The organism is Bradyrhizobium sp. SZCCHNPS1003 (assembly GCF_032381555.1).
Lineage (GTDB): Bacteria > Pseudomonadota > Alphaproteobacteria > Rhizobiales > Xanthobacteraceae > Bradyrhizobium.
Genome location: NZ_JAUHIU010000003.1, coordinates 325940 through 349754, shown reverse-complemented (window position 1 = coordinate 349754; position 23815 = coordinate 325940). Strand labels below are relative to the sequence as shown.

Here is a 23815-nt window from a genome sequence, read left to right as displayed (position 1 = left end):
GCGGCGGGTGCCTCGAAGGGGCTTGAACCATGCGCTTGACCAAGATCACCGCGAAGATCGTCCTGAGTGTCTCGCTCTGCCTGCTCGCCTTGGCGGGCTTGCCGCGGCTTGCTGCAGCGCAGCAGCCCGGCGCCGAAAAGCGCATCGCCTTGGTGATCGGCAACGGGGCCTATGCCAAGGGTCCGCTGGCCACGGCGGCCAACGATGCTGGCCTGATTGCGCAGACGCTGCAGGCGGCGGGCTTCGACGTGGTGGGCGCCCGCGACCTCGATGCCGACACGCTGCGCAAGAGCTTTCGCGATTTCATTCACAAGGCCCAGTCAGCCGACACCAACACCGTCGCGATGGTCTATCTCGCCGGCTACGGCATGCAGCTCGCCGGCGAGAACTATTTTCTTCCCGTCGACGCCAACATCGGCAGCGACGTCGACATTCCGACCGAGGGCCTGCGCCTCAGCGACTACATCCGCCAGCTTGCGGCGACGCCGGTGAAGGCCAGCGTCGTGGTGCTCGATGCCGCGCGTCAGCAGCCCTTCATTGCCGGCGGCCCGGCGATCGCCGGCGGCCTGGCGCTGGTCGAGCCCGATGCCAACATGCTGATCGCCTTCAATGCGGCGCCGGGCACGATCGCGCCGAACGAGACCGGCGCCTATGGCATCTACGCGCGCTCGCTCGCCGAGATGATCCGCACCGGCGGCCTGTCGCTGCCGGAGGTGTTCGATAGGCTGCGGCTGCGCGTCAACGAGGAGACCAAGGGCGCGCAGGTGCCGTGGGATGCGCAGAAGATCCAGGCCGCCTTCTCCTTCTTCGAGCGGGCGCCGGACGCGCCGGCCACGCCGGATTCGCCCGAGCAGACCGCGGCGCTGCGCTCGCGCCCGATCCGCGAACTGCCGGTGCAGGAGGCCTATGCCGCCGCGCTGGAGCGCGACACGCTGCAGGGCTATGAGGATTTCATCGCCGCCTATCCGAGCGACCCGCTGGCGCGGCGCGTGCGCGCCCTGGTCGCCGCTCGCCGCGAGGCGCTGACCTGGCGGCGGACGTTTCGCACCGACAGCCCGGAAGCCTATTGGTCCTATCTGAAGCGCTATCCCTATGGCGCGCATGCCGAGGACGCCCGGCGGCGGCTGGCGATGTTGTCGGCAGCGCCGGCGCCGCCGCCGACCTTCGCGATGATCGAATATGACGTGCCGCCGCCGCCGCTCGACGAGGTGATCTATGTCGAACGTCCGGTGCTGCTGTTCTCGGATCCCGAATTCGATTTCGTGCCGCCGCCCCCGCCGCCGGTCTACATCCTGCCGCCGCCTCCGCCGGAGTTCGTGGAGCTGCCGCCGCCGTTCGCGCCGGTCGGCCTGTTCATCCTGCCGCGGCCGGTGTTCGTGCCGATCCCGGTTTATGTCCGGCCGCCGGCTTTCGTTGCGCCGCCGCCGAACAACATCATCTACCAGAACATCCACAACACCGCGGTCATCAACACCGTGATCAATCGTCCCGCACCTGCCGGTCCGATGTCCACCGGTCCCGCTGCGGCAACCCAGCCGGCCGTGGCGACGGCGCCGGCATTGCCGCCCGCGGTAATGCAGCGCGCGACCCTGATCCAGCAGGGCAAGGTGCCGCCGCCCGCACCGGTCGCCAATCCTGGCGCGCGACCCGCCGGACCGGGCGGACCGTTGCCTGCTGGCGTTCCGCAGGCTGCGCTTCCAAATCAGGCCGGCCGGCCGGGGCAGGGCCCGCCAAACGCGAATGCGCTTCCGGTGCCGGGCCAACGTGGCGCGCCGGGGCTTCCCGCTGCGGTGCAGGCGCCTGCGATCCGACCGGACATGCGAGCGAACCGCACGCCGCCCGGCGCACCCGCCGCACCTCCACCGGCGGTGGCTCCTCGCCCGGTTGCGCCGGCGGCCATTCCACACGCACCGGACGCGCGACCGCGGCTGCAGCCGGCCGTGCCCGACCAGATCCAGCATCGCGCAGCGCCGCCGACGGCTGCGCGGCCGAGTCCGCCGCCGCCACGGCCGCCGGCTGCGCCCGTGCTTCGAGCGGCGCCGGCGCGGCCCGCGCCGCCGCCTGTGATGCGCCCAGCTCCTCCGCCACAAATGGCCCGGCCGGCGCCGCCCCCGATGGCCCGGCCCGCTCCGCCGCCGATGATGCGGCCGGCTCCGCCGCCGCCAATGGCGCGTCCGAGCCCGCCGCCGCAGATGGCACGTCCAAGCCCGCCGCCGGTGGCCGCGATGGCGCGGCCCGCCGCACCGCCGCCGATGGCGAGACCGGCTGCACCACCGCCGCGACCTGCTCCGCCGCAGGCCCCGGGCAAGCGGTGTCCGCCGAACGTGCCGCATTGCTGAGCCGGCCGGCGCAGCCGCGGCGCGCCGGTTGCATCGCAGGCCCGTTTTCGATATTGGCCGGACCGCCGGATTGATCGATCGTGGGCGCGCGACGTCGGCAGTCGACGACGTGTTGCGGGGGCACCATTGATATCAGCGTTTGTTGGCACCGTGCGCGCGCTGCTGTGGCGAGGCGCGATCATGGCAGCTCTTGGCAGTGCTGGGGTTGCGGGCGTCCCGTCCTATGCCAATGCGCAGGCGCTGCCGGGCGCCGAAGCCGTCTATGCCTCGGCGCCGCCGCGCCTGCTTCAGATCCGCACGCTCGTGGCCGATGCCGGTCGCCAGACCTCGACCGGTTCCGGCTTCCTGGTCTCCGCCGACGGGCTCGCGGTCACGAACTATCACGTCGTGTCGGACGCCGCGCTCGAGCCGAAGACCTACCGGCTCGAATATACGGGAGCCGATGGCACACAAGGCGGCGTGACGCTGCTCGCCGTCGACCTGCCCAACGATCTCGCGCTCGTTCGCGTCGACAAGCAGAACGCGCCATTCTTCTCCTTCGACAAGGCCGCGCTCGACGGCAGCCTGCCGAAAGGCGAGCGGCTGTATTCGCTCGGCAACCCGCTCGATCTCGGCTTCACCATCATCGAGGGCACCTATAACGGTCTCGTCGAGCACAGCTACAACGATCACATCCATTTCACCGGCGCGCTCAATCCCGGCATGAGCGGCGGGCCGGCGGTCAATGCGCAAGGCCAGGTGGTGGGCGTCAACGTCGCCACCCGCCGCGGCGGCCAGCTCATCAGCTTCCTGGTGCCGGCGCGCTTCGCCGCCGCGCTGCTGGCACGCGGTCAGGATGCCAGGCCGGCGGCGGCCGATCTGCGCAAGGACGTGGTCGCGCAGCTCACCAGCTGGCGCGGAGCGCTCTACAAATCCTTGGGCGAGGAGGGCTTCCGCGACCGCGTATTTGGGTCCTATCAGGCGCCGGAGACGCGCGCGGGCTGGTTCGAATGCTGGGCGAGCACGAATGCCAGCGCGTCGCCGAAGCCGCGCGCCAGCATCAATTCGACCAGTTGCAAGGCCGAGGCGAGCGTGTATGTCGCCTCCGACCTCAACACCGGCGTGGTCGAGGTCAGCCACTCCTACGCGAAATCGATCGACCTCAATCAATTCCAGTTCGCGACCGTGCTGACGCAACTGGCGCAGCCGCGGCTGACCATGGGTGGCTCGTTCCGCAAATGGTACACGCCGCAGCATTGCCATGCGGATTTCGTCGGCGTCGCGCCGGCGGCCGCTCATCCGCCGCTGCGCGCATTGTGGTGCGCGCAAGGCTATCGTGAGTTCGATGGCCTCTACGACGTCGTGCTGGTCGCGGTCACGCAGGACCACGCCGACGAGGCGCTGGTGTCGCGGCTGAACCTGCAAGCGATCGCCTACGACGACGCCTTGCGCCTCGGCAAGAGCTTCCTCGAACGCCTGCAGGTCGCACGATGATCTGGATCGAGATCCTCTCCAAGCATCGCGACGTCGCCGGCCGCTTCCGCGTCGATGCCACCGAGATCAGCATCGGCCGTGGCTATGACAATCACGTCATCCTTGACGATCCCTATGTCGCCGCGCGCCATGTGCGGATTTTCCGTGACGGCGAGGGGCGCCTCGTCGCCGAGGATCTCGGCAGCGCCAACGGTCTCTTTCTCGATCGCAGCAAGAGCCGGAGGCCGCAGCTCGTCCTCGATGGCATCAAGCCGATCCGGATCGGCCAGACACTGCTCCGGATCCGCGACGCCGGCCATGCCGTCGAGCCGGAGCGGCTCGCGGGCTCCGAACGCGGGGCGCTGCCGATCATCGCGGCGATCGCGCTCGGCGTCGTCCTGCTCGCGATCAATGCGCTGATGACCTGGTTTGCGCAGACCACCGAGGCGCATCTGTCCGATTATCTCGTGCCGACCCTCACCATGATCGGGGTCGTCGTTGCCTGGGTCGGCGTCTGGGCGCTGCTGGCGCGGCTGTTTTCCGGTCGCTCGCATTTTCTGCGCCACCTCCTGATCGCGCAGGCGGGTCTGATCGCATTCTGGATCTACAGCGAGTTCGCCCAGATTGCCTCGTTCGCCCTGACCTGGACCGCCGTCTTCACCTACGGCTATGTCGTGTCGTGGATCGTTCTGGCGGCGACATGCTTCCTGCATCTGCGCGAGGTCGGGCGCACCCACATGCTCGCCAAGGGCATGGTAGTCGGGCTGCTGCTCGTGGTCGCGATCGCGGTCCAGACCGTGCAGCGGTCGGAGGCGCTGGCGAATTCCGGCCGTCCCAATGTCAGCCACGTGATGATGCCGCCGTCCTTGCGCCTGGTTCCAGTACAGGACGAGCAGGTCTTCTTCGACGACGCTGCGTGGCTGAGGGCAAAGCTCGACGCCGATCGGGCCGCGCTGACGCCGGCCGGTGTGGAGCGCTGAGCACGGTTCCACCGTCTTTGCTCAAGCAGATTGAAAGTCCCCGGTTCCCATCATAGCCTCTATCCGGGTTTTTACGGGGAGAGGGCAATGAACAGGCGGGCGCTGCTGGGATTGGGGGCGGCATTTCTGGTATCAGGGTGCCTAACAGGCAAAGAAGGCACCGAGTATGCGGTGGTGTCACAGAAGATCGGGGCGCCGCGTTCCGGACACTCCCGCATCGTCATCATGAGTTTGAAGGATGCCTGGCTCGACAGGACCACTTGCGACGCCAAGGTCGATGGCGTCGCGCTGAGCCGCCTGATCCCCGGTACCTACGTCTACCTCGACCGGCCGGCCGGTCCGCACCACCTCGTCGCCACCCAGACCCTGTTCCCGGGCGACTCGGTGCTCGATTTCAATACCGAACCGGGGCGGACCTATTTCTTCTCGATCAGGCCCAGCGATCGGTCCAGGGCCATGCAGGGCGGCGGCATGGCATTTGGCCTGCTGGGCATGGGCGTAATGGCGGCGGCCTCGTCGGGCGCCGACAACAAGGGCCCGGTCGACTTCGTTCCGCTCCAGGAAGGGCAGGCGAGGGCGGCGCTGGCGGAGCTTCTGCAGGCCGAATAGGCCCATTTTCCTTGCGTTGCGCCAAAATCCGGCTATATAGCGCGCCATCTCACACGGAAACTTGGCTCTCCTAGAGGGCGTCCGGTGGCAAGCCGGGCCTTAACGGTCTGTCTTTGCTCACGCGTTTCCGGAGGAATCAACCGGAGAATATCCAATGGCGCTACCTGAATTCACGATGCGCCAGCTGCTCGAAGCTGGCGTGCACTTTGGTCACCAGTCTCACCGCTGGAATCCGAAAATGGCCGATTTCATTTTCGGAGCCCGCAACAACATCCACATCATCGATCTCGCCCAGACCGTGCCGCTGCTGCACACGGCGCTGCAGGCTGTCAGCGACACCGTCGCCAAGGGCGGCCGCATCCTGTTCGTCGGCACCAAGCGCCAGGCGCAGGACAACGTGGCCGATGCGGCCAAGCGTTGCGCGCAGTATTTCGTCAATTCGCGCTGGCTCGGCGGTACGCTGACCAACTGGAAGACGATCTCGGCCTCGATCAAGCGCCTGCGTCATCTCGACGAGGTGCTGTCCTCTGGCGAAGCCAACTCCTACACCAAGAAGGAGCGGCTGACCCTGCAGCGCGAGCGCGATAAGCTCGATCGCTCGCTCGGCGGCATCAAGGACATGGGCGGTCTGCCCGACATGATCTTCGTGATCGACACCAACAAGGAAGACATCGCGATCCAGGAGGCCCAGCGCCTCAAGATCCCGGTTGCCGCGATCGTCGATACCAATTGCGACCCGAAGGGCATCACCTATGTCGTGCCGGGCAATGACGATGCGGGCCGTGCGATCTCGCTGTATTGCGACCTGATCGCGCGTGCCGCGATCGACGGCATCTCGCGGGCGCAGGGCGAGCTCGGGATCGACGTCGGGGCTTCCGCCGCCCCGCTGGAGGAAGAGCTTCCGGCAGCGTCGGTCGCCTCGAAGTTCCAGGGGCTGCCCGGTCCGCGTGGCACCGCCGACGATCTCAAGAAGCTCACCGGCGTTTCGGGGGCCGTCGAGAAGAAGCTGAACGACCTCGGCATCTTCCACTACTGGCAGCTCGCCGAGCTCGATCACGACACGGCACACCAGATCGGCGAAGAAGTGGGTCTGCCGAGCCGGGCCGATGCCTGGGTTGCCCAGGCCAAGTCGCTCGCCGACGCCTAAGACGACGCAAGAGAATCTGGCCGGCGTCTCACGCCGGCCATCGCGACTGAGATAGGTTTTTCCTGGCAGCGGGCGGCGACCAGCCATCCGCTGCGTCGCGCTTTGGACAGGCAAAAGGACGTTCAACAATGGCTAACATCACCGCAGCGATGGTGAAGGACCTGCGCGAGTCGACCGGCGCGGGCATGATGGACTGCAAGGCCGCGCTCACCGAGAACGGCGGCGACATGCAGGCCGCGCAGGATTGGCTGCGCAAGAAGGGCCTGTCGAAGGCCGCCAAGAAGGCCGGTCGCGTTGCGGCCGAGGGCCTGATCGGCGCGCTGACCTCGGGCAAGAAGGGCGTGGTCGTCGAGGTCAACTCCGAGACCGACTTCGTCGCCCGCAACGAGCACTTCCAGGGCCTGGTCAAGATGATCGCCCAGGTCGCGCTCGACGTCGGTGCCGACGTGGAGAAGATCAAGGCCGCCAAGGTGGGCAGCATCACGGTCGAGGCCGCGATTGCCGATTCGATCGCCACCATCGGTGAGAACCAGACGCTGCGGCGTGCGGCTTCGCTCGAAGTGAGCCAGGGCGTCGTGTCGAGCTACGTCCATGGCGCCGTCATCGAGGGTGCCGGCAAGCTCGGCGTGATCGTGGCGCTGGAGTCGCCCGGCAAGACCGACGAGCTCGCCGTGCTCGGCCGCCAGCTCGCGATGCATGTCGCCGCGGCCAATCCGCAGGCGATCGATGCGGCCGGTCTCGATCCGGAACTCGTCAAGCGCGAGAAGGACGTGCTCGCCGACAAATATCGTCAGCAGGGCAAGCCGGAAAACGTGATCGAGAAGATCGTCGAGTCCGGTCTGAAGACCTACTACAAGGAAGTCACCCTGCTCGAGCAGGCCTTCATCCACGACAGCGGCAAGTCCGTCGCGCAGGCGCTGAAGGAAGCCGAAGGCAAGGTCGGTGGTCCGATCAAGGTCGCCGGTTTCGTCCGCTATGCCCTCGGCGAGGGCATCGAGAAGGAAGAGACCGACTTCGCTGCCGAAGTCGCCGCCGCCAGCGGCAAGAAGTAACGACTGAACCTGGTTCGATCCGGCGCATGCGTGCGCCGGATCCCAACGCGCGAGACAGGGAAGCATTGGCACATGGCTGAGCCGGTCTATCGTCGCGTCGTGGTCAAGCTGTCCGGCGAATATCTCGCGGGCCCTCATTCCTTCGGCATCGACCAGCCGACCATCGACCGCATCGCCGACGACCTCATTGCGGCTCAGAAATTGGGCGTCGAGATTGCCGTCGTCGTCGGCGGCGGCAACATGGTGCGCGGGGTCGAGGTCTCGTCGCAGGGCGTATCGCGCCCGACCGGCGACACGATGGGCATGCTCGCGACGGTCATGAACTGCCTGGCGCTCGAAGCCGCGATTCAGCGCAAGGGTACCCCGGCGCAGGCGCTCTCGGCCTTCGTGATGCCGGAGGTTTGCGAGCTGTTCACGCGCGCTGCAGCGCACAAGTCGCTGGCCGAAGGGCGCATCGTGGTGCTCGGGGGCGGCACCGGCAATCCCTATTTCACCACCGATACCACCGCCGTGTTGCGGGCGGCCGAGGTCGGCGCGCAGGCCGTGCTGAAGGCCACCAATGTCGACGGCGTCTATAGTGCCGATCCCAAGAAGGATCCGGCTGCCAAGCGCTTCGACCGTCTGACCCATTCGCAGGCCATCGAGGGCGGCTACAAGGTCATGGACGCGACTGCATTCGCGCTTGCCCGGGAAACATCGCTGCCTATCATTGTCTTCTCCATTGCCGAACCCGGCTCGATCGGTGCGATGCTGCGGGGCGAAGGGCGCGGCACCATCGTCGCGGGGTGAGCCCGGCACCGTCGGCAGCCGGTGTTGGACCGATCCCCAGCCTGCGGTAGAAGCGTAAGCGAAACAGGAATTCGTCCGGGAGTTGCGCGAGTCCCGCCGCCGGCCCTCCAAGGCCCGGCAGAACGGCCGCAGCGACCGGGTTGCAGAAAGGAAAGCGTGATGTCCACGGGCAATTTCGATCTCAACGAACTGAAGCGCCGCATGCAGGGCGCGACCCAGGCGCTGAAGCACGAGCTCGGCGGCCTGCGCACCGGCCGCGCCTCGGCGTCGATGGTGGAGCCGGTCCAGGTCGAGGCCTATGGCTCGCACATGCCGCTCAACCAGCTCGCCACCGTCTCCGTGCCCGAACCGCGTCTGCTGTCGGTGCAGGTCTGGGACAAGTCGATGGTGAAGGCGGTCGAGAAGGCGATCGTGGATTCCAATCTCGGCCTGTCGCCGGCGACCGAAGGTCAGGTGATCCGGCTTCGCATTCCCGAGCTCAACCAGGAACGCCGCAAGGAGCTGGTGAAGGTCGCGCACAAATATGCCGAGGCCGCGCGCGTCGCTGTCCGCCATGTCCGCCGCGACGGTCTCGATACCCTCAAGAAGCTCGAGAAGAATCACGAGATGTCCGAGGACGATCAGGAGCGCCTCGCTGCCGACGTGCAGAAGGCGACCGACAGCGTGATTTCGGAGATCGACCAGCTGCTGGCGGCGAAGGAAAAGGAAATCCTCACCGTCTGAAGGATGTTTTTGATGTCCAATGCCGCGGCCCCCGTGACGGAGGCGCCGGAACGCTCCGACGGCCCGGCCCACGTTGCCATCATCATGGATGGCAACGGTCGCTGGGCTGCGGCGCGCGGGCTGCCGCGAGCGGAAGGGCATCGCCGCGGCGTCGAGGCGCTGCGCCGCGTGGTGCGCGCCGCGCCTGAGCTCGGCATTCGCTATCTCACCATCTTCTCGTTTTCGTCCGAGAACTGGTCACGCCCGGCGAGCGAGATCGGCGATCTGTTCGGCCTGCTGCGCCGCTTCATCCGCAACGATCTCGCAACCCTGCATCGCGACGGCGTTCGGGTCCGGGTGATCGGCGAGCGCGACGGGCTCGAGACCGATATCTGCGCGCTCCTGAGCGAAGCCGAGGAGCTGACCCGGGGCAACACCAAGCTGACGCTGGTGGTCGCCTTCAACTACGGCTCGCGCCAGGAGATCGCGCGCGCGGCCCAGCTTCTGGCGCGCGAGGTCGCCGAGGGCCGGCGCGATCCGTCCTCAATCGATGCCGACGCGATCGGTGCCCATCTCGATGCGCCCGATGTTCCCGATCCCGATCTCATCATCCGCACCAGCGGTGAGCAGCGGCTGTCGAACTTCCTGATGTGGCAGGCGGCCTATAGCGAGCTGGTGTTCGTGCCGATCCATTGGCCCGACTTCGACAAGGCCGCGCTGGAGGGCGCGATCGCCGAGTTCGGCCGGCGTGAACGCCGCTTCGGCGGCCTCGTGGCGAAAACCGCCTCGTGACCAAACCGGACACCGCAGCCGTGGGAGACGCCGGCGGGCAGCCGAAGCAGGCTGCGCCCAGCAATCTGGTGATGCGGGTTGCGGCGGCGCTGGTGCTGGTGCCGCTGGCGCTCGGCGCCGCCTATGCCGGCGGCGTATTCTGGACCGCACTGGTCACGGTGGTCGCGGTCGGCCTGTATCTCGAATGGCTGATGGTGGTGGGCGAGGTCCGCAAGGCCAGCGTCGGCACGGCCGGAGCCCTGGCCATCGGCGTTGCCGGCATTTGCTGCGCATTCGGCCTGATCGACTTCGCCGTCGTCGTGCTCGCTCTTGGCCTCGTCGTGGTCACGGCGCTGGCTGATGCGGGACGCCGCGCCTGGGCGGCCGCCGGCTTCGCATACGCCGCCGCTGCCGAGCTCGGCTCGGTGCTGGTGCGCTTCGATGCCGCCGAGGGATGGCATGCGCTGGTGCTGGTGTTTCTGGTCGTATGGGCCAGCGACATCGGCGGCTACGTTGCGGGCCGCAGCATCGGCGGGCCGAAGCTCGCGCCGCGGATCAGCCCGAACAAGACCTGGGCCGGCGCGATCGGCGGCTTCGCGGCCAGCCTTGCTGCCGCGGCCGGCTGGTCGTTGGCGGGCGCCGGCGGACTGGTGACGATGCTCGTGTTGGCCGCGGCGCTGTCGGTGGTCTCGCAGCTCGGCGACCTGCTCGAATCTGCGGTGAAGCGGCACTTCGGGGTCAAGGACTCCAGTCACATCATTCCCGGCCATGGCGGCCTAATGGATCGCCTGGACGGCTATGTCGCGGCAATCGTTGTCGCCGCATTGCTCGGTTTGCTGCGCGGCGGCCTCGATGGCGTCGGCCGCGGTCTTCTGGTTTGGTGACCGGCAGCGCTGCTGACCGGTCGAGATGCTTGGTGAGAACATGAGCGCAGTGCCATTGCGGAACAACAAGGCCGGTCTCGCGGAGGTGCGCAGCATCACCGTGCTCGGCGCCACCGGCTCGATCGGCGATTCGACCATGGATCTCGTGCGCGGCGCGCCGGAGCGCTACCGGGTCGAGGCGCTGACCGGCAACAGCAACGTCCAGGGCCTGGTGAAGCTGGCCCGGGAGTTCAGCCCGCGCTTCGTCGCGGTGGCCGATCCGGCGGGGCTCGTTGAGCTGCGTGACGCACTGGCGGGCACCGGGATCGAATGCGGGGCAGGGGAGAGCGCCATCATCGAGGCGGCAGCCCGTCCCGCCGACTGGGTCATGGCGGCCGTCTCCGGCGCCGCCGGCCTCAAGCCGGCGCTCGCCGCGGTCGACCGCGGCGCGACCGTGGCGCTCGCCAACAAGGAATGCCTGGTCTGTGCCGGCGACTTCTTCATGGAGCGGGCCGCCCGGGCCGGCGCCTGCATCCTGCCGGCCGATTCGGAACACAACGCGCTGTTCCAGGCGCTGTCCTCGGGCAATCGCGAGGAGCTGGTGCGGGTGATCATCACCGCCTCCGGCGGTCCGTTCCGCACCTGGGCGGCTGGTGACATCGAGCAGGCGACCTTGGCGCAGGCGCTGAAGCATCCGAACTGGAGCATGGGCCAGAAGATCACGATCGATTCGGCCTCGATGATGAACAAGGGCCTCGAGGTGATCGAGGCGTCCTACCTGTTCGCGCTTTCGCCCGACGAGATCGACGTCCTGGTCCACCCGCAGTCCATCGTCCATGGCATGGTCGAGTTCTCGGATCGCTCGGTGGTGGCGCAGCTCGGCGCGCCCGACATGCGCATTCCGATCGCCCACTGCCTTGGCTGGCCGGAGCGTATCAAGGGCCCGTCGGCCCGGCTCGATCTCGCCAAGATCGGCGCCCTGACTTTCGAGGCGCCGGACTTCGAGCGGTTCCCCGGTCTGCGGCTGGCCTACGATTCGCTGCGCACCGGGCGCGGCGCGACGACGGTGTTCAATGCGGCCAACGAAGTCGCTGTCGCTGCCTTCATCGCTGGTCATATCCGGTTCGGTGCCATTGCCCGACTGGTCGAGGCGACCCTCGAAGCATGGACCCGATCAGGTAATCTGGCACCGTTGACCTCGGCGGACGACGCCATCGCCATTGACCATGACGCGCGAAAAAGGGCCTCCGGCCTCTTGCCTCAAATCGCCGCAAAAGCATCTTAAAGGGTTGGACGGGCCACTGGCCCATCGGGAAGGTCATCGATGTCGGAATTTTTCCACCATATCTTCAATACGTTGAGCCATGGCCTTCTCGGCTACATCGTCCCGTTCCTGTTCGTGCTGACGATCGTGGTGTTCTTCCATGAGCTCGGCCATTTCCTGATCGCGCGCTGGGCCGGCGTGAAGGTGTTGACGTTTTCGCTCGGATTTGGCCCAGAACTGATCGGTTTCAACGACCGCCACAACACCCGCTGGAAGATCTCGGCGATCCCGCTCGGTGGCTACGTGAAGTTCTTCGGCGACGAATCCGAGGCCTCGACGCCGTCGGCCGAGGTGCTCGCCAAGATGACGGCTGAGGAGCGCGCCGACAGCTTCCACCACAAGACCGTCGGCCAGCGCGCTGCGATCGTCGCGGCCGGCCCGATCGCCAACTTCATCCTGGCGGTCATCATCTTCGCCGGCATGGCGCTGTATTTCGGCAAGCCGAACACGACCCCGCGGGTCGATGCGGTGCAGTCGGACAGCGTCGCGGCCGCCGCCGGCTTCAAGGACGGTGACGTCATCGCTGCCATCGATGGCCGGGCGATCGAGACCTTCGCCGACATGCAGCGGGTCGTCTCGGTCAGCGCCGGCACGGAATTGTCCTTCCTGATCAAGCGTGACGGCACGGAACTCACCCTGAAGGCGACGCCGGCGCTGAAGGAGGTCAAGGACCTGTTCGGCAACAGCCACCGGATCGGCGTGCTCGGCATCCAGTACAACGCCAAGCCGGACGAATCGCGGTCGATCCCGGTCGGGTTCCTCGAATCGATCAAGATCGGCTTCGAGCAGGTCTGGTTCATCATCTCCACGACCTTCAAGTTCATCGCCTCGCTGTTCGCGGGCGCCGGGAGTGCCGGCGACGTCGGCGGACCGATCCGAATCGCACAACTCTCGGGGCAGGCGGCCAGCCTCGGCTTCCAGTTCGTTGTGCAACTGTGCGCGACGCTTTCGGTCTCGATCGGGCTCCTGAACCTGTTCCCGGTTCCGCTGCTCGATGGCGGGCACCTGTTGTTCTATGGGGTCGAGGCCGTCCGCGGTCGGCCGCTGTCCGAGCGGGCGCAGGAGATGGGGTTCCGAATCGGCCTCGGGCTGGTCCTCATGCTCATGGTCTTTGCAACCTATAACGATATCCTTCACCTCGCCGGGTCCTGAGCGCGGCTTTTTTACGACGTGGCCGTTGGGCAACGTTTTGAAACGAATTTGAAAATTCAGAGAGATCCGGCGTTTGCCGTCGGGTCCAAATTGGCTACAAGCGAACGACAAATGGGAATCTGTCGGGTTCGTAGGGGTACGGAACCGGCAACGGAATATAAGGGCGCGTAGCGCATGAAGTTCGGATTGCGGGTGCGGGGGGGCTTGGCGGCCGCCTTTATCATGTTCGCCGGACCGGTGGCTTTGCCGCTGGCGAGCGTGGTTCTTTCGTCGCCAGCTGCGGCTCAGACGGTCAACTCGATCGAAGTGGTCGGTAACCGCCGCGTCGAGCTGGAGACCATCCGCTCGTACTTCAAGCCGGGCCCCGGCGGGACGCTCGACGCCGGCCGGGTCGACGACGGCCTCAAGGCGCTGATCGAGACCGGCCTGTTCTCCGACGTGAAGATCAATCGCCAGGGTGGGCGCCTGATCGTCACGGTCGTCGAGAACCCGGTGATCGGCCGCGTCGCTTTCGAGGGCAACAAGAAGGTCAAGGACGAGCAGCTCCAGGCGGAAGTGCAGTCGAAGCCGCGCGGCACGCTGTCGCGTCCGATGGTGCAGTCCGACGCCCAGCGCATCGCGGAGATCTACCGCCGCTCGGGCCGTTACGACGTGCGCGTCACGCCGGAAATGATCGAGCAGCCGAACAACCGCGTCGACCTGATCTTCACGGTCGAGGAAGGTGCCAAGACCGGCGTGAAGTCGATCGAGTTCGTCGGCAACAACGCCTTCTCGTCCTATCGCCTCAAGGACGTCATCAAGACCCGCGAGACCAACCTCCTGAGCTTCCTCGGCTCGGGCGACGTCTACGATCCGGACCGTGTCGAGGCCGACCGCGACCTGATTCGCCGCTTCTACCTGAAGAACGGCTATGCCGACGTGCAGGTCGTGGCTGCGCTCAGCGAGTACGATCCGGAGCGCAAGGGTTTCCTCGTGACCTTCAAGATCGAGGAAGGCCAGCAGTACCGGGTCGGTTCGGTCGACTTCCAGTCGTCGATCGCAACGCTCGACGCCACCACGCTGCGCGGCTATTCGCGCGTCAGCGTCGGTTCGCTCTACAACGTCGAGAACATCGAGAAGTCGGTCGAGGAAATGCAGATCGAGGCCTCGCGGCGCGGCTACGCGTTCGCGGTGGTCCGTCCGCGCGGCGATCGCAACTTCGAGGCCCACACCGTGTCGGTCGTCTTCGCCGTCGACGAGGGCCCGCGCACCTATATCGAGCGCATCAACATTCGCGGCAACACCCGCACCCGCGACTACGTCATTCGCCGCGAGTTCGACATCTCCGAGGGCGACGCCTACAATCGCGCCCTGGTCGACCGTGCCGAGCGCCGCCTGAAGAACCTCGACTTCTTCAAGGACGTGAAGATCGTGACCGAGCCGGGCTCTTCGAGCGACCGCGTGGTCCTGAACGTCATCCTGGAAGAGAAGTCGACCGGCGACTTCTCGATCTCCGGCGGTTATTCGACCACAGACGGTGCGCTTGCCGAGGTCTCGATCTCCGAGCGTAACTTCCTCGGCCGCGGCCTGTTCGCCAAGGCGTCGGTGACCTACGGCCAGTTCGCCCGCGGCTACTCGCTGTCCTTCGTCGAGCCCTATCTGCTCGACTACCGGGTCGCGCTCGGCCTCGACCTCTACCAGCGCCAGCAGCTCGCCAACAACTTCATCTCCTACGGCACCAAGACGCTCGGCTTCAGCCCGCGCCTCGGCTTCCAGCTGCGTGAGGATCTGTCGCTGCAGCTGCGCTATTCGATCTACCGCCAGGAGATCTCACTGCCGGCGACGCTGTCGGACTGTAACAACTTGGCCGCCGGCACCCTGATCGGCAACCGCTTCGTGCCGTTCAACCCGACCCCGGCCTTCATCAACGCCAATGGCGGCGTCGATCCGACCGGCAATAACGGCCTGGGCTGCTTCGCCAATGGCGAGGCGTCGCTGCCGGTCCGTCAGGAGCTGGCGAAGGGCGCAACGCTGACCTCGGCGCTCGGCTACACGCTGAATTACAACACGCTCGACAACAACAAGAACCCGACCGACGGCCTGCTGGTCGACTTCAAGCAGGACTTCGCGGGCGTCGGCGGCGACGTGTCGTACCTGAAGACCGCGTTCGATGCGAAGTACTTCACCCCGCTGGTGTCGGACATCGTCAGCATCGTCCACCTCCAGGGCGGCATCCTGAACAAGATCGGCAATACGCAGCTGCGCATGCTCGATCACTTCCAGATGGGTCCGAACCTGGTTCGCGGCTTCGCTCCGAACGGCATTGGTCCGCGCGATATCAATCCGTTCGGCACGCAGGACGCGCTGGGCGGCACCAAGTACTGGGGCGCTTCGCTCGAACTGCAGATGCCGTTCTGGTTCCTGCCCAAGGAAACTGGTCTGAAGGGTGCCGTTTACGCCGACGCCGGCGGCCTGTGGGGCTATCAGGGGCCGACGTCCTGGGCTGCGACGGGCGAGGTTAATACCCCCGGCTGTATCAAGCCGACGCGCAACCCGAACAACGCCGGCACCTGCCTTGGTCTGCAGTTCGATGACCAGAACAAGGTTCGGACCTCGGTCGGCGTGGGTCTGGTGTGGGCGTCGCCGTTCGGTCCGCTGCGCTTCGACTACGCGATCCCGCTCACCAAGGGTCAGTTCGACCGGACGCAGGAATTCCGGTTCGGCGGCGGTACCTCGTTCTGAGCCTGGGCCGATCGAATCCGGGTTGGCATCGACCAACCTCGCCGGTGTAAGAAATAGGAGCTCGGTTCCGGGACACCGGAGCCGGGCTCTGACTTTTTGTCTTGAGAGTACGACGGAATGGCCCAGCCGACCTTCTTCCAATCGCCGCCGCCCACGACCCTGGCGGCGATCGCCGCCGCCGCCAAGGCCACCCTGGTCGACCCATCCCGCGGCGAGCAGGTCGTCAAGGGACTGGCGTCGCTCGACGAGGCCGGCCCGATGCATCTGGCGTTCTTCGACAACCTCAAATACGCCGACCAGCTCGCCGGGACCAAAGCGGGCGCCTGCCTGGTCAGTCCGCGATTCGAGGCGCGCGTGCCGTCCCATGTCGCAGTGCTCCGCGCCAATCAGCCGTTCCGCGCCTTCGTGCTGCTCGCGCGTGAGTTCCATGCCGACGCACTGCGGCCGCAGCCCTGGTTCGGCGACGACGGAATCTCGCCCCAAGCCATCATCGATCCCACCGCGCGGCTGGAGGACGGCGTCATCGTCGAGCCGCTGGCGGTGATCGGCGCCCATGTCGAGATCGGCTCGGGGACCATCGTTGGTGCGGGTGCCGTGATTGGCCCCCACGTCAAGATCGGTCGCGACTGCAATGTCGGCGCCCGCACCGTCATTCAGTGCGCGCTGATCGGCAATGACGTTCTGATCCATCCCGGCTGCAGCATCGGCCAGGACGGCTACGGCTTCATCTTCTTCGGCGCGGACGGGCACACCAAGGTGCCGCAGACCGGGCGGGTTCTGATCCAGAACCATGTCGAGGTCGGCGCCGGCACGACGATCGATCGGGGCAGCCTGCGCGACACGGTCATCGGCGAAGGCACCAAGATCGACAACCAGGTGCAGATTGGCCACAATGTCACAATCGGGCGGCATTGCCTGCTGGCGGCCCAGATCGGGCTGGCAGGAAGTCTCACGATCGGCGACAACGTCGCGCTCGGGGCGAAGGTTGGCATCAACAATCACCTGACGATCGGCGATGGTGCGCAGGTGACCGCGATGAGCGGCGTCAAGGACGACATTCCGCCGAACGGCCGGTGGGGCGGTTTCTTCGCCAAGCCGACCAAGCAGTGGTTCCGCGAGATCGTTGCGGTGGAACGGCTGGTGCGGGATTCGACCGCGATGAACAGGGACGAAGGACGGGAGTGATGGAGGAGTCACCCATCAAGTTTGCGGACGTCGACATCAACGAGATTCTCAAGACGCTGCCGCATCGTTATCCATTTCTCCTGATCGACCGCGTGAAGAACATCCGGGCCGACTACAGCGGCATCGGCGTCAAGAACGTCTCGATCGGCGAGCCCTGCTTCCAGGGACACTTTCCGGAGCGGCCGGTCTATCCGGGCGTGCTGATGATCGAGGGCATGGCCCAGACCGCCGGCGTGATCGGCATCAAGTCGGTCGAGGGCACGGAAAAGCCGCGCGCGGTGTATTTCCTCACCATCGACAAGTGCAAGTTCCGCAAGCCGGTGCTGCCCGGCCAGACCATCGAGTACCACATGCGCTCGATCGGCCGGCGCAAGACGATGTGGTGGTTCCACGGCGATGCCAAGGTCGACGGCGTCGTCGTCGCCGAGGCCGATGTCGGCGCGATGCTGACCGACTGACGGGCTGGTAGAAAGTTGATTGCGTCGACATGAGCAAGATTGATCCCACCGCACGCGTCGAGGATGGCGCCGTCATCGGTGAGGGGACCGTGATCGGTCCTTACTGCATCGTCGGCCCCAACGTCGTGATCGGGTCGAACTGCAGACTGATCAGCCACGTCCAGATCATGGGCCACACCACGCTCGGCGACGACAACGTGATCTCGCCCTTCGTCGTGCTCGGCGGCGCGCCGCAGGATCTCAGCTATCGCGGCGAGCCGCATCGGCTTGAGATCGGCTCCGGCTGCACCTTCCGCGAAGGCGTGACGATGAACATCGGCACCACCAAGGGCGGCGGCCTGACCAAGGTCGGCAATGCCGGGTTCTTCATGAACAATGCCCATGTCGCCCACGATTGCGTCGTCGGCGACAACGTGATCTTCGCGACCTCGGCCACGCTCGGCGGCCATGTCGAGGTCGGCGATTCCGTCTACATCGGCGGTCTCTCGGCGGTGCATCAGTTCACCCGCATCGGCCATGGCGTGATGGTCGGCGGCGTCTGCGGCGTGCGCGGCGATATCATTCCGTATGGCCTGGTCAACGGTCAGTATGCCGCCCTCGAAGGCCTCAACGTGATCGGCATGAAGCGCCGCAAGTTCACCCGCGAGCGCCTCGCCACGGTGCGTGCCTTCTACCAGAAGCTGTTCCACGGTCCCGGCGTGTTCGCCGACCGCCTCGCGGCGGTGCGGCCGCTCGCCGGCGAGGATCCCGCCATTGCCGAGATCCTCGCCTTCATCGACGGCGGTCGACATCGCGCCTTGTGCCTGCCCGAGATCGGCAGGCCGACGATCGAGCCTTGAGCGCGATGGGGACGCCGGCCGCCGAGACCACGCCGCCGATCGGCATGATCGCCGCGGGCGGGGTGCTGCCCTTTGCGGTCGCCGACGAGATCGTCGCGCGCGGCCGGACGCCGGTGCTGTTCGCCCTGAAGGGCATCTGCGATCCGAAGCCGCTGGCGCGTTTCCGGCATCACTGGATCGGCCTCGGCCAGCTCGGCAATGCCCTGAAGCTGCTCAAGGCCGAGGGTGTCCGTGACCTGATGTTCATCGGCAACCTCGTTCGTCCGGCGGTGTCGGAGATCCGTTTCGACTGGGGCACGCTGCGCGAGCTGCCCTACATCTGGTCGGCCTTTCGTGGCGGCGACGACCATCTGCTGTCCGGCGTTGGCCGCATCTTCGAGCGCCACGGCTTTCACATGATCGGCGTCAAGGACGTCGCCCCCAATCTGCTCGTGCCCGAAGGGCGGCTGACGCGGAGCGGGCCCAACGATCTGGTGACCGGTGACATCGCCAAGGGGCTCGCCGTGCTGCGCGCGATGGCGCCGTTCGATGTCGGGCAGGCGGTGATCGTGATCGACGGCCACGTCGTTGCGCTCGAGGACATCGAGGGCACCGACGGGCTGCTGGCCCGCGTGGCGCGGCTGCGTGCCGATCGCCGCATTCGTGCTGCGGCCGGGCGCGGCGTGCTGGTGAAGGCGCCCAAGGCCGGCCAGGATCTTCGCTACGACCTGCCGACCATCGGCCCGCGCACCGTCGAGGGGCTTTCAGCCGCGGGTCTCGCCGGAGTCGCCGTCGCGGCCGCCTATACGCTGCTCGCCGATCCCCAGGAGACAGTGGCTGCCGCCGATCGGGCAGGCGTGTTCATCACGGGCGTCACTGCGTGACGGCGCGGCCTCTGGCAGGCGCGGCCATGCGCAGGATCTGCCTGGTCGCGACCGAAGAGTCCGGGGATCGCCTCGGCGCCAGCCTGATGAAGGTGCTGCGCCAGCGGCTCGGCGACGGCGTCGAATTCTCCGGCGTCGGCGGCCGCGGCATGACACGCGAGGGGCTCGCCTCGCTGTTTCCGATCGAGGAGCTCTCGATCGTCGGCTTCGCGGCGGTGCTGAAGCAACTGCCCAAGATCCTCGGCCTGATCCGCGGCACGGTTGACGCGATCGTTGCGGCCCAGCCCGACGTGCTCGTCATCATTGACAGTCCCGATTTCACCCAGCGCGTGGCGAAGCGGGTTCACGCGCGCGATCCCGAGATTCCGATCGTGAACTACGTCGCACCGACCGTATGGGCGTGGCGCCCGGGCCGGGCGCGCGCGATGCGCGGCTACGTCGATCACGTGCTGGGCCTGCTGCCATTCGAGCCGGAGGCGTTCCGAAGGCTCAATGGTCCGCCCTGCACCTATGTCGGCCATCCCCTGATCGAGCAGCTCGCCAACCTGCGCCCCAATGCGGCAGAGCAGGCGCGCCGGGATGCCGACCCTCCCGTTCTGCTGGTGCTTCCCGGCAGCCGGCGCAGCGAGGTCGCGCGCCACATCGCCGTGTTCGGCGAGACATTGGCGCGGCTGCGCGCCCAAAACCTGGCCTTCGAAGCCGTGCTGCCCACCACGCCGCATCTCGAAGCCGCGGTGCGGGCAGGGATCGCGAACTGGCCGCTCGCTCCGGAGATCGTCACGGGCGAGGCCGAGAAGCGGGCAGCCTTCAGGCGCGCGCGCGCCGCGCTCGCCAAGTCCGGCACGGTGACCCTGGAGCTCGCGCTGTCCGGCGTGCCGATGGTGACGGCGTATCGCGTCGGCGAGATCGAGGCGTTCATTCTCCGGCGAGTCGTCAACGTGCAATCGGTCATTCTCGCCAATCTCGTGATCGGCGAGAACGTCATTCCGGAATTCCTTCAGGAAGCCTGCACCGCCGACAATCTCGCGCCCGTTCTCGCCGATCTCCTGGGCGACGGTCCGATACGAGCGCGCCAGGTCGAGGCATTCGATCGCCTCGACGCGATCATGTCCACGGGCGCGGCCTCGCCGAGCGTGCGCGCGGCCGACATCGTGCTGGCGACGATGCGCAGCGGGCGGCGCTGATCAGGCCTGAAGCGGCATCTTGAATTCGAAGGTCGTTCTGTCCTCGGTCGAGGTGGCCTGCAGCGTGCCGTCATGCGCTCGCGCAATCTCGGAAGCGATGTAGAGTCCAAGCCCGAGACCATGCTGGCTTGGACGCTCGCCGCGCATATAGGGCTTGAACAGATTCTGCATCGCCTTGTTCGAGATCGGCGGCCCGTGATTGGTGACATCCAGCACGAAACAGCCCTCGCTCGTCGTTGCGGAGACTTGGATCGGCTTGTCCTTGTCGCCGTAGGAGATGGCATTGCCGAGCAGGTTCGAGAACAATTGTCCGATCTTGCTGCGGTCGCATTTGACCGGCTCCGCGATGTTGATCCGGGTCTCGATCTCGTGATCGGGCCAAGCCAGCCGGATCTCGGAGACGACCTGCTCGATCACCGGCGCCAACGGTTGCCGCGCGTCGGGCTTGATCGTCAGGCCGCCGCCGAGGCGCCCCCGGGCGAAATCCATGATGTTGTCGACCAGTCCGGCCATGCGCATGACTGATTTCTGAATCATGGAAATGATCTCGGGCGCTCTGGCGCTGTCCTGGTTGCGCAGCAGCACGCGCATTCCGGCGTCGATCGAGGCCAGTGGATTGCGGAGGTCATGGCCGAGAACGCCGATGAATTGCTCTCTCAGCTCGGCGGTCCGGCGCTCGTCGAGCAGATCGGCCTCGGTGATCTTGAGCCGTTGCTCGGTCGAAAACCGGCTCTTCTCGCTGAGGCCGAGGCTGGCCTGACTGAGCGCGAAGCGCTGATGAAGCTCCAGCTGGGCCGCGATCAACTCCCCGAACAGCTGAAACGTGCTGACGATTTCGGGCCGGTCCAGCTCGCGCGGCGCTGGATCGATCGCACACAGGGTGCCCCAGATGGTCCCGTCGGACAGGGTGATCGGAGCGGAGATGTAGCTGCGAAAGCCGTAGAGCTTTGGCGTCGGGTGATCGCGAAACATGCGATCCGTCTCGACGTCACAGATGACGACAGCTTCGCCTCGCTCCCGGACCTCGCTGCAGATCGTCGTCTTGACGCGCAGCTCGCCGCCCTCTTTCAGGCCGAAATTGATGTCGTCGCGGACCGCACAACAGACCCATCGATCCGAGGTCACGCGCGCGACCGCAACGAATCCCATCCCGGTGATCCTGCTCACCGAGTCCAGAATTTTGGGAACGGCGTCGAGCTGCTGGACAGCATCGACGTCCGAGTTGGGATTGGTCGTCATCGTATGCTCGAGCTGGTCCCCGATCCAGGATGCAAGTCGTGTCTTCAATTTGCACCGTTCAACGCATTGAGCCCCGGAACGTTCGCCGGAACAAAATGATCGTCGTGCGATTGAATGACATTGGACAGGAGACAGAGTGTCCCGCGGTCGGCTCACAAGAAAAACAGTTCTGGTCGTTGAGGACGAGGGGCTGATCCGCGCCAACGCTGTCGACATGATCAGAGACCTCGGTTTCGAAGTCATCGAGGCCGTTGACGCCGATCAGGCCATTTCGCTTCTCGAGCGATGTGACCGTGTATCGGTCGTTTTCACGGATATCCAAATGCCCGGTTCGATGGACGGCCTTCGGTTGGTCGCCGTCATCAGGGACCGCTGGCCCCCGGTTGCGCTCCTGGTGACGTCAGGTCAGGTGACCCCTTCGGAATTGCCGTCGGGCGCGCGCTTCCTTGCCAAGCCATATGGGGCCGAGCAGCTCAGGTCTCATCTCGAGGCGCTGGCCTGATGCACTCCCGACTGGTGCCGCGAGTTAGAAAGGTGCGACCTCACAAACGAAACGGCGCCGTCGGGATCGACGGCGCCGTTCGAGAGCGGAATTGCGCTGCGGTGCGGCTCAGCCGCGCTTGTCCATGTCGACATAGTTGCGCGTCGTGACGCCGGTGTAGAGCTGGCGCGGACGGCCGATCTTCTGTTGCGGATCCTCGATCATCTCGCTCCACTGGCTGATCCAGCCGACGGTGCGGGCGACGGCGAACAGCACCGTGAACATCGACACCGGGAAGCCCATCGCCTTCAGGGTGATGCCCGAGTAGAAGTCGACGTTCGGATAGAGCTTGCGCTCGATGAAGTACTGATCGCTGAGCGCGATCTTCTCGAGCTCCATCGCGACCTTGAGCATCTGATCGTCGGCGTGGCCCGTCTCCTTGAGCACCGCGTGACACATCTTCTGCATGATCTTGGCGCGCGGGTCGTAGTTCTTGTAGACGCGATGGCCGAAGCCCATCAGGCGCACGTCGCTGTTCTTGTCCTTCACCTTGGCGATGAAGTCCGGGATCTTGTCGACGGTGCCGATCTCGGCCAGCATGTTTAGTGCCGCCTCGTTGGCGCCGCCGTGTGCCGGACCCCACAGGCAGGCGATGCCGGCGGCGATGCAGGCAAACGGGTTGGCGCCCGAGGAGCCGGCGATGCGCACCGTCGAGGTCGAGGCGTTCTGCTCGTGGTCGGCGTGCAGGATGAAGATCTTGTCGAGCGCGTCGGCGAGAACCGGGTTCGGCTTGTACTCCTCGCACGGCACCGCGAAGCACATGTTCAGGAAGTTCTCGGCGAAGGAGAGCGAGTTCTTCGGATAAACGAAGGGCTGGCCGATGGTGTATTTGTAGGCCATCGCCGCCAGGGTCGGGATCTTGGCGATCATCCGCATCGACGCGATCATGCGCTGCTTCGGATCATTGATGTCGGTGGAGTCGTGATAGAACGCGGCGAGCGCGCCGACCGAAGCGACCATGACCGCCATCGGATGCGCGTCACGGCGGAAGCCGTGGAAGAAGCGCGACATCTGCTCGTGCACCATCGTGTGATGGGTCACGCGATAGTCGAAATCCTGCTTCTGGGCCTTGGTCGGAAGCTCCCCGTACAGCAGCAGATAGCAGGTTTCCAGGAAGTCGCCCTTCTCGGCGAGCTGCTCGATCGGGTAGCCGCGGTATTCCAGGACGCCGGCGTCGCCGTCGATATAGGTGATCTTGGACTGGCAGCTGCCGGTCGAGGTGAAGCCGGGGTCATAGGTGAACATCCCGGTCTGGGCGTAGAGCTTGCCGATGTCGATGACGTCGGGACCCACGGTGCCGCTCAGGATCGGAAGATCGAAATTCTTGTTGCCGACGGTGAGGGTCGCGGTCTTGCTTGCGGATTTTGCGTCCATCGTTTGTCCCCGATGAGATCGTTAGGCTTGGCCCTTGTTCTTTTTGAGAGATGGCAGGGCAGGTGGACTTTATCTAGTGCGGTGGCTTTGACATTCGCGTCACTGTCGCTGCCAACAGCTTAAGCGAGGGTCAAATCCGAAACCGTACTGGAATCTTATACTTACTAGTGTCCTTCGGCCCTAACATCCGTCAACGAGCCCGCCGCAACGTATGAAGAATGTCCGAGCCGG

General features: G+C 66.0%; 21 protein-coding genes. 19 read left to right on the top strand and 2 right to left on the bottom strand.

Features of this window, described 5'->3' with window-relative positions; translation table 11 throughout:
* Positions 1-29 precede the first annotated feature (29 nt).
* From QX126_RS07500 to lpxB, 18 genes are all read left to right on the top strand, one after another.
* Positions 30-2339 carry a caspase domain-containing protein gene (locus QX126_RS07500; protein WP_315780217.1) on the top strand — a complete coding sequence of 770 codons (2310 nt, stop codon included), beginning with the start codon at positions 30-32 and terminating at the stop codon, positions 2337-2339.
* Between the two features lie 180 nt (positions 2340-2519).
* Positions 2520-3812, top strand: coding sequence for a S1C family serine protease (locus QX126_RS07495; protein ID WP_409999081.1), 1293 nt, complete (start codon positions 2520-2522; stop codon positions 3810-3812).
* Positions 3809-4771 carry an FHA domain-containing protein gene (locus QX126_RS07490; RefSeq protein ID WP_315780213.1) on the top strand — a complete coding sequence of 321 codons (963 nt, stop codon included), beginning with the start codon at positions 3809-3811 and terminating at the stop codon, positions 4769-4771. Before QX126_RS07495 ends, QX126_RS07490 begins: the two co-directional genes overlap by 4 nt.
* An 87-nt stretch (positions 4772-4858) precedes the next feature.
* Complete coding sequence (locus QX126_RS07485) at positions 4859-5380, top strand: hypothetical protein (protein ID WP_315780211.1); 522 nt, start codon at positions 4859-4861, stop codon at positions 5378-5380.
* Positions 5381-5534: 154 nt separating this feature from the next.
* Positions 5535-6527, top strand: a complete 993-nt coding sequence (locus QX126_RS07480; RefSeq protein WP_315738235.1) for a 30S ribosomal protein S2 — start codon at positions 5535-5537, stop codon at positions 6525-6527.
* Positions 6528-6655: 128 nt separating this feature from the next.
* The gene (gene tsf, locus QX126_RS07475; RefSeq protein ID WP_315711597.1) at positions 6656-7579 is read left to right on the top strand and encodes a translation elongation factor Ts; all 924 of its coding nucleotides are present in this window, start codon (positions 6656-6658) and stop codon (positions 7577-7579) included.
* A 72-nt stretch (positions 7580-7651) separates the two neighbouring features.
* Positions 7652-8368, top strand: coding sequence for a UMP kinase (pyrH, locus tag QX126_RS07470; protein ID WP_315775044.1), 717 nt, complete (start codon positions 7652-7654; stop codon positions 8366-8368).
* 159 nt (positions 8369-8527) lie between these two features.
* On the top strand, positions 8528-9091 hold the full coding sequence (gene frr, locus QX126_RS07465) for a ribosome recycling factor (protein WP_315738233.1): 564 nt from the start codon (positions 8528-8530) through the stop codon (positions 9089-9091).
* 12 nt (positions 9092-9103) lie between these two features.
* Positions 9104-9862, top strand: a complete 759-nt coding sequence (locus QX126_RS07460) for an isoprenyl transferase (RefSeq protein ID WP_315780209.1) — start codon at positions 9104-9106, stop codon at positions 9860-9862.
* On the top strand, positions 9859-10725 hold the full coding sequence (locus tag QX126_RS07455) for a phosphatidate cytidylyltransferase (RefSeq protein ID WP_315780207.1): 867 nt from the start codon (positions 9859-9861) through the stop codon (positions 10723-10725). Before QX126_RS07460 ends, QX126_RS07455 begins: the two co-directional genes overlap by 4 nt.
* Positions 10726-10765: 40 nt before the next feature.
* Positions 10766-11989 carry a 1-deoxy-D-xylulose-5-phosphate reductoisomerase gene (gene dxr / locus QX126_RS07450; protein WP_315780205.1) on the top strand — a complete coding sequence of 408 codons (1224 nt, stop codon included), beginning with the start codon at positions 10766-10768 and terminating at the stop codon, positions 11987-11989.
* Positions 11990-12028: 39 nt separating this feature from the next.
* Positions 12029-13180, top strand: a complete 1152-nt coding sequence (rseP, locus tag QX126_RS07445; protein WP_315780202.1) for an RIP metalloprotease RseP — start codon at positions 12029-12031, stop codon at positions 13178-13180.
* Positions 13181-13354: 174 nt separating this feature from the next.
* The gene (gene bamA, locus QX126_RS07440) at positions 13355-15901 is read left to right on the top strand and encodes an outer membrane protein assembly factor BamA (RefSeq protein WP_315738228.1); all 2547 of its coding nucleotides are present in this window, start codon (positions 13355-13357) and stop codon (positions 15899-15901) included.
* Between the two features lie 117 nt (positions 15902-16018).
* Entirely contained in the window at positions 16019-17086 is a 1068-nt protein-coding gene (gene lpxD, locus QX126_RS07435) for a UDP-3-O-(3-hydroxymyristoyl)glucosamine N-acyltransferase (RefSeq protein ID WP_315780200.1), read from the top strand.
* Positions 17086-17544, top strand: a complete 459-nt coding sequence (fabZ, locus tag QX126_RS07430; protein WP_315775037.1) for a 3-hydroxyacyl-ACP dehydratase FabZ — start codon at positions 17086-17088, stop codon at positions 17542-17544. Before lpxD ends, fabZ begins: the two co-directional genes overlap by 1 nt.
* Positions 17545-17573: 29 nt before the next feature.
* Positions 17574-18383 (top strand): acyl-ACP--UDP-N-acetylglucosamine O-acyltransferase, encoded by an 810-nt coding sequence (gene lpxA, locus QX126_RS07425; protein ID WP_315780198.1) that lies wholly within the window; start codon positions 17574-17576, stop codon positions 18381-18383.
* A 5-nt stretch (positions 18384-18388) separates the two neighbouring features.
* On the top strand, positions 18389-19246 hold the full coding sequence (locus QX126_RS07420) for an LpxI family protein (protein WP_315780313.1): 858 nt from the start codon (positions 18389-18391) through the stop codon (positions 19244-19246).
* A gap of 26 nt (positions 19247-19272) precedes the next feature.
* The gene (lpxB, locus tag QX126_RS07415) at positions 19273-20430 is read left to right on the top strand and encodes a lipid-A-disaccharide synthase (RefSeq protein ID WP_315780196.1); all 1158 of its coding nucleotides are present in this window, start codon (positions 19273-19275) and stop codon (positions 20428-20430) included.
* Here the strand turns inward: lpxB and QX126_RS07410 are convergent, their stop codons facing one another.
* Positions 20431-21669: a GAF domain-containing sensor histidine kinase gene (locus tag QX126_RS07410; protein ID WP_315780195.1), complete on the bottom strand. Its 1239-nt coding sequence runs from the start codon at positions 21667-21669 to the stop codon at positions 20431-20433.
* A 136-nt stretch (positions 21670-21805) separates the two neighbouring features.
* Between QX126_RS07410 and QX126_RS07405 the strand changes: the two genes are divergently transcribed.
* Positions 21806-22171 carry a response regulator gene (locus tag QX126_RS07405; protein WP_315780193.1) on the top strand — a complete coding sequence of 122 codons (366 nt, stop codon included), beginning with the start codon at positions 21806-21808 and terminating at the stop codon, positions 22169-22171.
* A gap of 108 nt (positions 22172-22279) precedes the next feature.
* Here QX126_RS07405 and gltA read toward each other — a convergent pair whose 3' ends face one another.
* A complete protein-coding gene (gltA, locus tag QX126_RS07400) occupies positions 22280-23584 on the bottom strand; it encodes a citrate synthase (protein WP_315738222.1) in 1305 nt (434 codons plus the stop codon).
* Positions 23585-23815 lie beyond the last annotated feature (231 nt).